This is a genomic window from Streptomyces sp. NPDC092369 (assembly GCF_044755245.1).
GTDB lineage: Bacteria > Actinomycetota > Actinomycetes > Streptomycetales > Streptomycetaceae > Streptomyces.
The window spans coordinates 1,125,815-1,139,752 of record NZ_JBIVQP010000003.1 but is presented as its reverse complement, the minus strand read 5'-3'; the positions used below and the strand labels follow the sequence as shown (position 1 = coordinate 1,139,752).

The following is a 13,938-nucleotide window of genomic DNA, read 5'->3' as shown; positions in this document are numbered from 1 at the left end:
CTGTTCGGTGGGTGCGTGAAACGGTAGCCAACTGGTGTGGCCTGTGTGAAGGTTGATGTTCGATATGCCCGATACGTTTTTGTGACCTTCGGTCAGAGATCGTCCCGCGGGTGCACGGGGATAGCGGAACGTGAAGGTCCGGTTCCGGAGAGTGGGAGACGGGTCAACCGTCACCGGATCCGGGGATGTTCCCGGGGCGGCGGCGGGTTGTCAGTGGGGCGCCCTAGACTCGGAGAGCGATGAGCAGCCTCTTTGACGACAGCTTCCTGGCGGACCTCCAGGCCCCTCGCGGGCACGCGGAGGAGCCCCCGCCACCGCCCGAGGACGAGCACGGACCGGAGCCCGTTCCGGACGACCTGTTCGGCGGGAAGTTCGACGCGCCGCCGGACAGGGACGCGTACTACCGCGACGGCGCCCCGCGCCCGGCGCTGGACGCGGCGGCGCTCCTGGAGGGGCTGAACGAGAACCAGCGCGCGGCCGTCGTGCACGCCGGCACCCCCCTGCTCATCGTGGCCGGCGCCGGCTCCGGCAAGACCCGTGTGCTCACCCACCGCATCGCCCATCTGCTCGCCGAGCGGCATGTGCACCCCGGCCAGATCCTCGCGATCACCTTCACCAACAAGGCCGCGGGCGAGATGAAGGAGCGCGTCGAGCAGCTCGTCGGCCCGCGCGCGAACGCGATGTGGGTGATGACCTTCCACAGCGCCTGCGTGCGCATCCTGCGCCGGGAGAGCAAGAAGCTCGGCTTCACGTCGTCGTTCTCGATCTACGACGCCGCCGACTCCAAGCGCCTGATGGCCCTGGTCTGCCGCGACCTGGACCTCGACCCCAAGCGCTACCCCCCGAAGTCCTTCAGCGCCAAGATCTCGAACCTGAAGAACGAGCTGATCGACGAGGAGGACTTCGCCGCCCAGGCCGGCGACGGTTTCGAGAAGACCCTCGCCCAGGCCTACGCCATGTACCAGTCGCGGCTGCGCGAGGCCAACGCCCTCGACTTCGACGACCTGATCATGACGACGGTCAACCTGCTGCGCGCCTTCCCTGACGTCGCCGAGCACTACCGCCGCCGCTTCCGGCACGTCATGGTCGACGAGTACCAGGACACCAACCACGCGCAGTACGCGCTCGTGCGCGAGCTCGTCGGCACCGGTGCGCATGATGAGGACACCCCGCCCGCGGAGCACGACCTGCCGCCCGCCGAGCTGTGCGTCGTGGGTGACGCCGACCAGTCGATCTACGCCTTCCGCGGTGCGACCATCCGCAACATCCTCCAGTTCGAGGAGGACTATCCGAACGCGACGACGATCCTCCTGGAGCAGAACTACCGCTCCACGCAGACCATCCTGAGCGCGGCCAACGCGGTCATCGAGCGCAACGAGTCCCGCCGCCCCAAGAATTTGTGGACCAACGCGGGCGCGGGCGCGCGCATCACCGGCTACGTGGCGGACACCGAGCACGACGAGGCCCAGTTCGTCGCCGAGGAGATAGACCGTCTCACCGACGCGGGCGACGCGAAGGCCGGCGATGTCGCCGTCTTCTACCGCACCAACGCGCAGTCCCGTGTCTTCGAGGAGATCTTCATCCGTGTCGGCCTGCCCTACAAGGTCGTCGGCGGCGTCCGCTTCTACGAGCGCAAGGAGGTCCGGGACGTCCTGGCCTACCTGCGGGTCCTGGCCAACCCGGAGGACTCCGTCCCGCTGCGCCGCATCCTGAACGTGCCCAAGCGCGGCATCGGCGACCGCGCCGAGGCCATGATCGACGCGCTCTCGCAGCGCGAGCGGATCAGCTTCCCGCAGGCGCTGCGCCGCGTCGACGAGGCGTACGGCATGGCCGCGCGGTCGACGAACGCGGTCAAGAAGTTCAACACGCTGATGGAGGACCTCCGTACGATCGTCGAGTCCGGCGCGGGCCCCGCGACCGTCCTGGAGGCGATCCTCGAACGGACCGGCTACCTCGCCGAGTTGCAGGCCTCCACCGACCCGCAGGACGAGACCCGGATCGAGAACCTCCAGGAACTCGCCGCCGTGGCCCTGGAGTTCGAGCAGGAGAACAGCGACGCCGAGAGCGAGACGCCCGCCGGACTCGCCGCTTTCCTTGAGCGGGTCGCGCTGGTCGCCGACTCCGACCAGATCCCGGACGAGGAGGAGGACGGCTCGGGCGTCATCACCCTGATGACCCTGCACACCGCCAAGGGCCTCGAGTTCCCGGTCGTCTTCCTCACCGGCATGGAGGACGGCGTCTTCCCGCACATGCGCGCGCTGGGCCAGCCCAAGGAGCTGGAGGAGGAGCGCCGCCTGGCGTACGTCGGCATCACACGCGCGCGTGAGCGCCTCTATCTCACCCGCTCCTCGCTGCGCAGCGCGTGGGGGCAGCCGTCGTACAACCCGCCGTCCCGCTTCCTGGAGGAGATCCCGACGCAGCACGTCGACTGGAAGCGGACCGGCGCCACCGCGTCGGCCCCCACCGGACCGGCGTCGGGTGTTGCGGCTTCGCTGTCCTCGACCCGCTCCCGTTCCTCCGCCTCGGGCGCGTCCGGCTTTGCCACGCGCCGGAGTTCGGAGAAACCGGTGGTGTCGCTGGCCGTCGGCGACCGCGTGACGCACGACCAGTTCGGACTCGGCACGGTCGTGGCGGTCAAGGGCACGGGCGCGAACGCGGAGGCGACGGTCGACTTCGGCGAGGAGAAGCCGAAGCGGCTGCTGCTGCGGTACGCGCCGGTGGAGAAGCTGTAGGCGATCCCTACGGTCAACTCGTGGAGGACATGAGCTGAGCCCCCGCTCCAACCGCGGGGGCTCACAAGGAGGTCGGCGGGGCGGACGGCTCCGGCGCTACGTCGGGTTGATGCCGTGGCTGCGCAGCCACGGGAGCGGGTCGATGGCCGAGCCGCCGCCGGGTCGCACCTCGAAGTGCAGGTGCGGTCCGGTCGAGTTGCCGGAGTTCCCGGAGTAGGCGATCGCGTCGCCGGCCTTCACGGTCGTACCGGAGGCGACCTGGTAGCTGGAGAGGTGGCAGTACCACGTCTCCGTGCCGTCCATCGCGGTCACGATCATCATGTTGCCGTAGGCGCTGTTCCACTGCGTCCGCACGGTGCCGTCGGTCGCGGCCATCACCTTCGTGCCGTACGAGACCGGGAAGTCGATGCCGGTGTGCACGGACATCCAGTTGATGCCGGCCTGGCCGAAGTAGGCGCTGAGTCCGTGCTGCGCGACCGGGAGCGCGTACTTGGGGCGCAGTCGCTCCTTGCGGGCGGCCTCCGCGGCGGCCTTCTTCTTCTCGGCCAGCTGCTCGGCCTTGAGGTCGATACGTTCCTGCGTGCGGCTGGCCCGGTCGGCGAAGTCGTCGGCGCCGGCGGAGAGGCTCTTGAGCTGGGCATCCAGCTTGTTGTTGGCGGTGGACGGTTTCACCGCGGTGACGTCCGAGGCCGTGGTCGAGGTGTCCTGCTCGCTGGCGAAGGTGCCGACGGAGGCGGCGGCGACACCGGCCACGCCCATCACGCACGCCGAGGGCACGGCGATGGTCAGCAGCGCGGAGCGCTTGGGGGGCGGACGGCGACGGGAACGGTTCGCGTTCCTGGTGGCCGCGCGGCCCTGCGCCGGTACGACCTCTTCCTGGTCGTCCAACAGCGGGGCCACGGCGGGCAGTTCACCCGTGGAGGCCAACTCGTCCTCGGCCGGGGCGGGTTCGCCGTACCCGGCGGTGTCGTACTCGGAGTAGTCCTCGAACTGGTCGTGCCGCTCGCCCTGTTCGTCCGGTGCTTCCTGGCCGACCTGCTCGAAGACGGCGGTGGCGGGCGCGTCGGCGCCGCCGCCCTGGCCGTCCGAGTTCCACTGCGTGGCGTCGTAGGCACCGGTGTCGAAGGCCTGTGTGCCCCACTCCCAGTGCTGGGTCTGGTCGGCCGCGGCGGTGCTCTGGTCGGGCTGGAGCCAGGCGTTCGCGTCCCACTGGCCGGAGGTGTCGTTCCCGGTGGCCTGCGGGGGAATGGCGGAGAGCTGCTGGTACTCGGCCGACCAGGCGGTCGTCTCGTACGCGCCGGTGTCGTAGGCGGCGTGGTGCTGGGCCGCGTACGCGTCGTAGTGCAGGGTCTGTTGGCCGCCGGAGGACCAGTCCGAGCTGTTGTCGTACGTGCCCGTGCCGTCGTCCGGGAGGCACCCGAAGAGGGGGTCGGCCGCGAAGGTCGCCGTGGCGTGGGTGCCGGTACCGGTCGCGAAACCGTTGGCGTCGTAGTCGCCGTACGTGGTGAAGTCGCCGTACTGGCCTTCCTGGGTGCCGTAGGACGCGTAATGCGTCGCGGCGGCCTCGGAGGCCGGAGCCGGGGTCATAGTCCCCGACGGGTGACGGTCGTTCACCAACTTCTCTTTCGCCTCGACAACAGGGGCTGGCAGAGCAGTGCGGCGACTGTACCCGGCGGTACGCGGGCGCGACAATCTTCAACAGGTTTTAGGCTCGCAGGAAACGGGCATTCGGCTGTGTTTCGGGGGAGGCCGGGCGAGGGTTTGGCCCTGTGTTCGAAGAGCGTTCGAGTCGCGGGAGCTGTCCGAGGGGTGTCCGGGAGGTGTGGGACGCCTGTGCGGAGGCGTTGCTCGGCCCCGCGAGAGGTCACGCCGGGTGGGTCACCGTCATCCCAGCGTCACGCCACCGTCAGACCGCCGGCGTGAGCGGCCGTCTCGGAACCTGTCTCCGGAGTGTCGAGCGCCTGCCGTATCCCGATCGCGACGGCCGGGTGCACGGGCAGGGCGAGATGTCCGATTCCGCTCACCCGCACGTTCTGTGCGATCAGGTCGGGGTGAGCGACGCACGCCGTCTCCAGCGGGTCCATCAGGTGGTCGAGGTCGCTCCAGAAACTGACGAAGTGCGTACGGCAGCCCGGCGCGGGCCGGGTCAGCTCCTCCAGGACGTCCGAGCCGGGGCGCATCTGGCGCACGATCGGGTGCGCGTTGGCCAGCGGCGCCACGCTCGTGCCGGAGTGCGGGGTGCCGAGCGTCACCAGCGTGCGGACGCGGAGGTCGCCGCCCAGGCGCTGCACGTAGTACCGCGCGATCAGCCCGCCGAGGCTGTGCCCGACGATGTCGACCTGCCGGCTGCCGGTGCGCTCGCAGATCTCCTCTATGTGCTGGCCCAGCAACTCGGCCGCGGTGCGGATGTCGCAGGTCAGCGGTGAGTAGTTCAGCGACTCGACCTGCTGCCTGCCGTGCTGGGCGAGGCTGCGGCGCAGCAGGACGAAGACCGAGCGGTTGTCTATGAAGCCGTGGAGGAGGACTACCGGGGGCTTGGCCTCGGTGGGCAGCTGTGCCGTGCCCTCGTCCGGCGTGGGGAGCGGGTCGGCGGGGCCACGGCGCTCCTGGGTGATGCCCGAGGGATAGAGGAGGAGGTGTCCCGCGAGGATCGCCAACTCCAGCGCGGTCGCTTTCAGCAGGGCCAGGGAGAGTCCCGCCAGCCTGCTCGGCAGCAGCTTCTGGGCGAGGGGAAGAAAGGGCGACACTGCCCCGGTGACCTTCATGGCCGACCTCCTGTCGGCACGCGGAGGACGGCTCTGTCCCCCGTGTGCCCTCGTGGGAGGTCGCGGCGAAGGTGGTCGCCGGTGTGCGGGAGGCCTGCGGCGTGCGGGTTGTCGGCCCCGTATGCCCTTCCCGCCGTCGCCGACCCGCCGCACCACCACGCCGCGCGGCCTGCGGCGCGGTGGTGCGGCGACCTCGTTGCGGCTCCCGTCGCGCGAAATATGCGCTACGAACGTGTCCCACCGTGTGATTTCCCCCTCGGTCTCCCTCGCGAAACTGCCGGTTGCGGGATGCTGGAGATAACGTTCGTTCACTTGCCGGCAGGTCGGTACCCATGCCGGTACACATGTCGGTACGGATGGATAGTCGCTTCATGGAGGCAGTGATGGGTGTGGCAGCCGGTCCGATCCGCGTCGTGGTGGCCAAGCCCGGGCTCGACGGGCACGACCGGGGGGCCAAGGTGATCGCGCGGGCGTTGCGCGACGCCGGTATGGAGGTCATCTACACCGGGCTCCACCAGACTCCCGAGCAGATCGTCGACACCGCGATCCAGGAGGACGCCGACGCGATCGGGCTGTCCATCCTGTCCGGCGCCCACAACACGCTCTTCGCCGCGGTGATCGACCTGCTGAAGGAGCGGGACGCGGCGGACATTCTCGTGTTCGGCGGCGGGATCATTCCGGAGGCGGACATCGCGCCGCTGAAGGAGAAGGGCGTCGCGGAGATCTTTACGCCGGGGGCGACGACGCAGGCGATCGTGGACTGGGTTCGGGTTGCCGTGCGGCAGCCGACGGGGGCGTAGGTCGGTTCAGACGCCGGATGGGCTGAGTGGTGCGGGATGACGTCCCCGCACCACTTCCAACTCCTCCGCCATCTTCGCCCGCAACCGCAATGTCGTGACCAGGCGTTGGAACGCCTCCGCCCAGTAGCCGCCCGCTCCCGGTGACGCGTCCTCCGCCTCCTCCGGTATGGAGGTCAGGCCTTCCAGGCGGCCCGCCTGTTCGGGGTCGAGGCAGCGCTCGGCCAGGCCCATGACTCCGCTGAAACTCCAGGGGTAACTCCCCGCCTCCCGTGCGATGTCGAGGGCATCGACCACCGCCCGCCCCAGTGGCTCGGACCAGGGCACCGCACAGACCCCGAGCAACTGGAACGCCTCCGACAGGCCGTGCGTCGCGATGAACCCGGCGACCCAGTCGGAGCGTTCGGCGGGGCTCAGGATGCCGAGCAGCTTGGCGCGTTCGGCCAGGGAGACCGCCCCCGGGCCGCCGGCCTCGGGTGCGGAGGGCATGCCGAGCAGCGCCCGCGCCCACTCGGCGTTCCGCTGCCGGACCGCGGCCCTGCACCACGCCGCGTGCAGATCGCTCTGCCAGTCGTCGGCCACCGGAAGCGCCACCAGCTCCTGGGGTGTCCGTCCGCCGAGCCGCGCGGGCCATGTTCCGAGCGGTGCCGCCTCCGCCAACTGTCCGAACCACCACGACCGTTCACCCCGCCCCGCCGGGGCCTTGGCGACCACGCCGTCGCGCTCCATGCTCGCGTCGCACTCGTGCGGGGCCTCGACGACGACCGTCGGCGTCTCCCGCATCGGGTCGACGGCCACGCACGCCCCGGCCCTGACCGCCATCCGCCCGGCCAGCGCCGAGTCCGGCAGCGCGGAGAGCAACTCCGCCGCCGTCGCCCGTACGTTGCGACTGCGGTCGGCCAACGCCTGTTCCAGGAACGGCTCGTCCCGCGGGCCCAGTCCCGACCGCAGCGAGTCGAGAAACATCAGGCGATCCTCGGCCCGCTCCGTCGGCCAGGTCGTCGCGAGCAACTCGCGGGCGGCGGCGGGTGCGTGGGCGCGCAGGGCCGACAGCAGGGCGACCCGTTCCGCGAACAGGCCCTCCTGCCAGAGCCGTCGAGTGCCCGCCTCGTCGTCCGGACCGGGCAACGCGGCGCCCCCGCCCGGCGTCGCGCGCAGGGCGAAACGCCAGTCCGGGTTCAGCCGGGCGAGCCACACCGCGCGTGCCCCCGCGAACGTCAGCGCCGCCGGCCGCAGATCCGTCCGTCCGCGCGCCGCGTCCAGCAGGGCGGGCAGCACCTGCGGGGGCGCCCCGAAACCGCGCGCGTTCGCCGCCGCGAGCCACTGCGGCAACAGCTCCATGAGGTCCGGCGCCGTGCCCCTGCGGCCCCCGCCACCCGTACCGGGACGGTCGGCGAGCAGCATCGCCAGCCTGCGGGCCGCCGCGGCGGGCAACGCCGGGCGCGAGTCCGGCGGAGCCTGCTCGGGACGGGGGGCCGCCTGCGCGGGTCGCAACCCGGCCCGACGGCGTACGGTCTCGACGGCCGCGGCGTCCAGCAGCGCGACCGGCGCTTGGCGGACGGGTCCGTGTCCGCGGCCGTGTCCCTGTCCGTGCCCCGGCGGTGTACGCCGGTCCGTCCCCAACAGCGCGGCCGTGACGAGCTCTTCCCAGAGGTTCGGCGCGGACGTGTGGGTGGGAGTGGGCTCAGCCGTAGCGCCGGGTGTGGTGCTCATGCGGTTCCTCTCCGTGGAGTGTGAGGGGAAGTCGAAGGTGGGGAGGCGGGTGTGGGCGATGGCGTGAGCGACGGTGTGGGCGATGGCGTGGGCGAATGCGTGGGCCGAGCCGGGATTGCGTTCCGTCGGGTCAGCACAGCGTCACCGCCTTTTCCGTCCCCTCCGCCCAGGCCGTCAACGGTGTGAAGCCTCGGTGGCCGCACTCGCCGAAGACCTTGACGGGGGTGCCGCCCGAGAGGGCGATCAGGCGCCAGAGCCCGGGGCGGGCGCGGGCGGTGGAGGTGAGGGGGAGCGCGGTGTCCGTGTCGGCGTCCGCGAGTTGCCAGCCGTCGCTCGTCGGGGTCGGTACGACCCGGTCCAGGGTGATCGGGACCGAGTCCAGCCAGGGGTCGTCGCGCAGTGTCTCGCCGTAGCGAGCGGCGGCCTGGGTCGTCGTCACTCCTGGTGGGCGTACGGCGGCGGGAGTCGGGGGTGCGAACTGCTCGCCGAGCGCCGCCCGGGGCTGGCCCGCGCCCGGATACGCGGCCACCTCCGCGTCCAGGGTCAGGCCCACCGGGAGCGTCAGTTCGGGGGCGCGGCCGGCGGCGCCGTAGGAGAGGAGCAGGGCCGTGCGGTCCGAGTCGGCGCCGTAGAGCCAGATGCGGCGGGTCGTCAGTCGGGCGTCCGCCGTGTCGTACTGGGCGAGGACCAGCCAGCGGTCGCGCAGTGGTGGGCCGTCCGCCGAGTTGGACAGGCCGATGCGGGAGCGGACCGTCGCCGCCAGGGACTCCGGCAGCCCTTCGCGGCGCAGCCACGCCTGGTCGAGGAGGTGGAGCAGCGCGCACTCCTCCAGCAGCCGCACCGGCCAGCCGGGACCGGACGACGGGATCGCCCCCAACTCCCGTACGCGCGCGGCCAGTCCGGGTGCCTGGGCGTCGACCATGCGGGCCGCCGTCTCCTCCCACAGCGCGTATCCCGTCTGCTCCGCGCCGGCCAGGCCACCGCGCAACAGGTCCGCGAGACGCTGCTCCAACTCGGTCGCGCCCGCGGTGATCCGCTCGGCCCGGCGCTCCGCCCGCCGCCGCGCCGCCTCCGGGTCAGCCGAGCCGGAAGCGGAGTCGGAGCCGCCCGCGGTCCGCTTGTCCTCCGTCCGCTTTCTTCTCCCCTCTATCCACTCTTCCGCCCAGTCCGGCGGCGCGCCCGGCGCCACCGCGCCGTCCTCGCCCGCCCACAGCAGCAACAGCCCGAGCGCGTGTTTGCACGGGAACTTCCGGCTCGGGCAACTGCACTTGTACGCGGGCCCGGAGGCGTCCGCGATGTCGACGACCGTCTGATAGGGCTTGCTGCCACTGCCCTTGCACAGTCCCCACACCGTCCCCTCCTCGCCGCTCCCCGTCTCGGACCACGGCCCGGCCGCCCCGAGTTTGCTGCCCGCTTTGCGTGATGCGGCGTCAGGAGCCAGTGCCAGCACCTGATCCGCGCTCCAGCGCACCCCCACCTGAGTCATGACATCGAAGGTAGAGCCCGGCACTGACAATCGGTCCGCGAGCGGCTGGGCGGGCGGGCCGATGCGGGTGTTTTCGCAGGTCAGATCGCGTTGTCAGTGGCATGGTGCACGGTGGACACCAGATCCGAACCGGCCGAGCTGGAGGGGGCCTCAGCCATGACTGTGTCCGTAGAACCCGCGTCCGTGCGAACGAGCGAGAAGCCGTCGAACGAGCCGTTGCGGCCGCACGCCGAGCACGCCTTCGCCGATGAACTCGCCGCGCTGGCCGCGCAGGACGACCGCCCGCGCCCGGCCCGCTGGAAGCTGTCGCCGTGGGCGGTGGCGACCTATCTGCTCGGCGGCACGCTGCCGGACGGCACGGTGATCACGCCGAAGTACGTCGGCCCGCGCCGCCTCGTCGAGGTCGCCGTCACCACCCTCGCCACCGATCGTGCCCTGCTCCTGCTCGGCGTGCCCGGCACGGCCAAGACCTGGGTGTCGGAGCACCTGGCCGCCGCCGTCAGCGGCGACTCGACGCTGCTCGTGCAGGGCACGGCGGGAACGCCGGAGGAGGCGATCCGATACGGGTGGAACTACGCGCAGTTGCTCGCCCACGGCCCGAGCCGCGACGCCCTCGTGCCCAGCCCGGTCATGCGGGCCATGGCGGAGGGGATGACGGCACGGGTCGAGGAGCTGACCCGTATCCCCGCCGACGTGCAGGACACGCTCATCACGATCCTGTCCGAGAAGACGCTGCCGATACCGGAGTTGGGCCAGGAGGTGCAGGCGGTCCGCGGCTTCAACCTGATCGCGACGGCCAACGACCGGGACCGCGGGGTCAACGACCTCTCCAGTGCCCTGCGCCGCCGCTTCAACACGGTGGTGCTGCCGCTGCCGGAGAGCGTCGAGGCCGAGGTCGACATCGTCTCGCGCCGCGTCGACCAACTCGGCAGCTCCCTGGAACTGCCCTCCGCACCCGACGGCATCGATGAGATTCGCCGCGTCGTGACGGTCTTCCGCGAGCTGCGTGACGGGGTGACCTCCGACGGGCGTACGAAGGTGAAGTCGCCGAGCGGCACGCTGTCGACGGCGGAAGCGATCTCCGTCGTCACCAACGGCCTCGCCCTGGCCGCCCACTTCGGCGACGGCGTGCTGCGGGCCGGCGATGTCGCCGCGGGCCTTCTCGGCGCGGTCGTCCGCGACCCGGCGACCGACCGCGTGATTTGGCAGGAGTACCTGGAGGCGGTCGTGCGGGAGCGCGACGGTTGGACGGACTTCTACCGGGCCTGCCGAGAGGTGAGCGTGTGACGAACGACCTGGGGTGGGGGCGCTCCGGCGGGGGCCAGGGATCGGGCGGATCCGGGGGGAGTGGTGGGAGTGGTGGGCGTGGTGGATCCGGCGGGTCCCGCGGGTCCGGCGTTTCGGGGGAGTCGGGCGGCTCGGTGTGCGTCGGGTGCCTGGCCTCCGGGGGCGGTCGGGGTGACGGACGCGGGCGGCGGGGACCGCTGGGGCGGCGGGGACGGCCGGTTCGGCGAGGGCAACGGGGTCGATGGGGGCGGCGATGGCTTCGATGGCAGAGCGGTGGCCGGGGGCGGCTTCGGAGGGGCGTCCGGCGGGCGAGGTCGGCGGGTGCGGTACGGAGGGGGACGTCGTGACGGAGCCTGAGCCCGAGCGGGGTGGGAGCGGGGCGGCCGATGGTCGGCCGTTGCTGCTGGGCGTACGGCATCACGGGCCGGGGTCGGCACGGGCCGTGCGGGCGGCGCTGGACGTGGCCCGGCCGCGGGTCGTGCTGATCGAGGGGCCGCCCGAGGCCGATTTCCTGATCCCGTTGGCCGCCGAGGAGGACATGCGACCGCCGGTCGCCCTGCTCGCCCATGCCGTGGACGAGCCGGGCCGCTCGGCGTTCTGGCCGCTGGCCGAGTTCTCGCCGGAGTGGGTGGCCATCCGCTGGGCCCTGGAGCACGAAGTCCCGGCCCGCTTCATCGACCTGCCGGCGACGCACACGCTGGCGTGGGAGAAGGAGCCGGAGGACGGACCGGACGAGACGCCTGACGAGACGCCGACGCCGGACGAGACATCGGACGCCGATGGACAACCGGCCCTCGATGCCTCCGTCCGGGTCGATCCGCTCGCCGTGCTCGCCGAAGCCGCCGGTTACGACGACGCCGAGCGGTGGTGGGAGGACGTCGTCGAGCACCGGGGGATGGGGGAGGGGGACGCGTTCGCGCCGTTCGCCGTGCTGGAGGAGGCCATGGGGGCGCTGCGGGAGACCTACGGCGCCGGGGGACACGAGCGGGATCTCGTGCGGGAGGCGTACATGCGGCTCCAAGTGCGGGCCGCGCAGCGTGAGTTCGGGGACGACGTGGCCGTGGTGTGCGGGGCCTGGCATGTGCCGGCGCTGCGGCAGCGGACGGCTGTCGCCGCCGACCGGGCGCTGGTGAAGGGGCTGCCCAAGGTCAAGACGGACATGACGTGGGTGCCGTGGACGCACCGGAGGCTGGCGCGGGTCAGCGGATACGGGGCGGGGATCGACTCGCCGGGTTGGTACGGGCACTTGTTCAGCGCGCCGGACCGGCCGGTCGAGCGGTGGCTGACCAAGGTGGCCGGACTGCTGCGGGAGCAGGACCGGTTGGTGTCCTCGGCGCATGTCATCGAGGCGGTGCGGTTGGCCGAGACGCTCGCCGCGATGCGGGGGCGTCCGCTGCCGGGGCTCGGTGAGACGACCGACGCGGTGCGCGCGGTGATGTGCGAGGGCTCGGACGTGCCGCTGGCGTTGGTGCACGACCGGTTGGTCGTGGGGGACGTGCTGGGCGAGGTGCCAGGGTCGGCGCCGGCGGTGCCGTTGCAGCGTGACCTCGACCGGATCCAGCGTCGGCTGCGGCTCAAACCGGAGGCGCTGGAGCGGGAGTTGGAGCTCGATCTGCGCAAGGAGACCGATGCCGGGCGCAGCAGGTTGCTGCATCGGCTGCGGCTGCTGGGCATCGGGTGGGGCGAGCCGACGGCCTCGCGGGGGAGCACCGGGACGTTCCGGGAGACGTGGCGGCTGCGGTGGGAGCCGGAGCTGTCCGTGCGGGTCGCCGAGGCCGGGGTGTGGGGCACGACCGTGCTCGGCGCCGCGACGGCCAAGGCCGAGGCGGACGCGGTGGGGGCGCGGGGCCTCGCCGATGTCACCGGGCTCGCGGAGCGCTGCCTGCTGGCCGAACTGCCCGACGCGCTGCCCGTGGTGATGCGGGTCCTCGCCGACCGGGCCGCGCTCGACGCGGACGTCGGCCATCTCGCCCAGGCCCTGCCGGCCCTGGTCCGTTCGCTCCGGTACGGCGATGTGCGCGGCACGGACACCGGTGCCCTGGCCGGGGTCGCAGCGGGCCTCGCCGAACGTATTTTCGTCGGCCTTCCTCCGGCCTGTGCCGCCCTGGACGCCGATGCGGCCGAGGAGATGCGGCGCCATCTGGACGCGGTACACGGGGCGGTGGGGTTGCTGGCGGACGCGCCTGTGCGGGGGGATACGGCGGGCGGCCCCGTACTGCCGAGGGTGGGGGAGGCAGAGGCGGCGGTCGATTCACCGGCGCGGGGCGATGAGGCACCGGGGGCGTCGGGCGATGGACCTGCGGGGAGTTCCGCGGCGACGGCTCCCGACGAGTCCGTCGTGAAGGATCGGGCCGTCGGGGCTGCTCTGCGAGGGCGTTGGCATCGCGTGCTGCGGGTCTTGGGGACGCGGGACACCGTCGCGGGGGTGGTGCGGGGGCGGGCCGTGCGGTTGCTCCTGGACGAAGGGGAGCTGGGGCAGGACGAGGCGGCGCGGCTCATGGGGCTCGTGCTGTCGCCGGGGACGGCGCCGGGGGACGCGGCCGCGTGGATCGAGGGGTTCGTGGGCGGCGGGTCCGGCGGCGGGATGCTGCTCGTGCACGACGAGCGGCTGCTCGGGCTGGTCGACGCCTGGCTGACGGGGGTGCCGGCGGGGGCGTTCACGGACGTACTGCCGTTGTTGCGGCGGACGTTCTCGGCGTACGAGCCGGGGGTGCGGCGGACTCTCGGTGAGCTGGTCCGGCGTGGGCCCGGACGGGCGGGGCATACGGCGGCGACCGGTGCCGGGATACCGGGCTTCGCGGCCGAGCTCGACGCGGGGCGCGCGGACGCCGTACTGCCCGTGGTGCGGCTGCTGTTGGGACTGGACGGATGGGCGGACGGCGCGGACAACGACCTTGTGGGGGTGGCTCGATGAGGACCGACGGGCGGGCGCAGGCGGGGAAGCGGGGCGATGCGGTGAATGCGGATGCCGGTGGACGCGCGCACGGGCACAAGTGCGGGCAGGGGGCGGCGACTTACCGTCGGCCGGTGACGGCCGTGACGGTGGTGCCGCTGTGGGACCGGGACCGGAGCTGTGCGGAGGTGCGCGGATGAGCACCGGGACGACGGACACGGGAACGGGATCTTCAACGGGTACGGCGACGGAGACTCCTACGGAC

8 protein-coding genes are annotated in these 13,938 nt (G+C 72.2%); 4 read left to right on the top strand and 4 right to left on the bottom strand.

Translation table 11 applies throughout. The annotated features are described in order from the left end of the window. The first annotated feature begins 239 nt into the window (after nucleotides 1–239). Complete coding sequence (gene pcrA, locus ACIQI8_RS22050) at nucleotides 240–2,732, top strand: DNA helicase PcrA (RefSeq protein WP_402353088.1); 2,493 nt, start codon at nucleotides 240–242, stop codon at nucleotides 2,730–2,732. A 96-nt stretch (nucleotides 2,733–2,828) separates the two neighbouring features. On the opposite strand, the gene ACIQI8_RS22045 is transcribed toward pcrA, so the two are convergent. Both ACIQI8_RS22045 and ACIQI8_RS22040 read right to left on the bottom strand, forming a co-directional pair. Further along, nucleotides 2,829–4,346, bottom strand: a complete 1,518-nt coding sequence (locus ACIQI8_RS22045) for a M23 family metallopeptidase (protein WP_402353085.1) — start codon at nucleotides 4,344–4,346, stop codon at nucleotides 2,829–2,831. Between the two features lie 281 nt (nucleotides 4,347–4,627). After that, nucleotides 4,628–5,497 (bottom strand): lipase family alpha/beta hydrolase, encoded by an 870-nt coding sequence (locus ACIQI8_RS22040; protein ID WP_402353082.1) that lies wholly within the window; start codon nucleotides 5,495–5,497, stop codon nucleotides 4,628–4,630. A gap of 383 nt (nucleotides 5,498–5,880) precedes the next feature. Here ACIQI8_RS22040 and ACIQI8_RS22035 point away from each other — a divergent pair, with 383 nt between their 5' ends. Next, nucleotides 5,881–6,297 carry a cobalamin B12-binding domain-containing protein gene (locus tag ACIQI8_RS22035; protein ID WP_402354103.1) on the top strand — a complete coding sequence of 139 codons (417 nt, stop codon included), beginning with the start codon at nucleotides 5,881–5,883 and terminating at the stop codon, nucleotides 6,295–6,297. A 6-nt stretch (nucleotides 6,298–6,303) separates the two neighbouring features. Here the strand turns inward: ACIQI8_RS22035 and ACIQI8_RS22030 are convergent, their stop codons facing one another. Together ACIQI8_RS22030 and ACIQI8_RS22025 are read right to left on the bottom strand one after the other, a co-directional pair. Continuing rightward, nucleotides 6,304–8,007: a DUF5691 domain-containing protein gene (locus ACIQI8_RS22030; protein ID WP_402353079.1), complete on the bottom strand. Its 1,704-nt coding sequence runs from the start codon at nucleotides 8,005–8,007 to the stop codon at nucleotides 6,304–6,306. Between the two features lie 130 nt (nucleotides 8,008–8,137). Then, nucleotides 8,138–9,493: an SWIM zinc finger family protein gene (locus ACIQI8_RS22025; RefSeq protein ID WP_402353076.1), complete on the bottom strand. Its 1,356-nt coding sequence runs from the start codon at nucleotides 9,491–9,493 to the stop codon at nucleotides 8,138–8,140. 156 nt (nucleotides 9,494–9,649) lie between these two features. On the opposite strand from ACIQI8_RS22025, the gene ACIQI8_RS22020 reads away from it, so the two are divergent. Continuing rightward, nucleotides 9,650–10,780 (top strand): AAA family ATPase, encoded by a 1,131-nt coding sequence (locus ACIQI8_RS22020; RefSeq protein WP_402353073.1) that lies wholly within the window; start codon nucleotides 9,650–9,652, stop codon nucleotides 10,778–10,780. A 262-nt stretch (nucleotides 10,781–11,042) separates the two neighbouring features. Further along, complete coding sequence (locus ACIQI8_RS22015) at nucleotides 11,043–13,694, top strand: DUF5682 family protein (protein ID WP_402354100.1); 2,652 nt, start codon at nucleotides 11,043–11,045, stop codon at nucleotides 13,692–13,694. The last annotated feature ends 244 nt before the right edge of the window (nucleotides 13,695–13,938 follow it).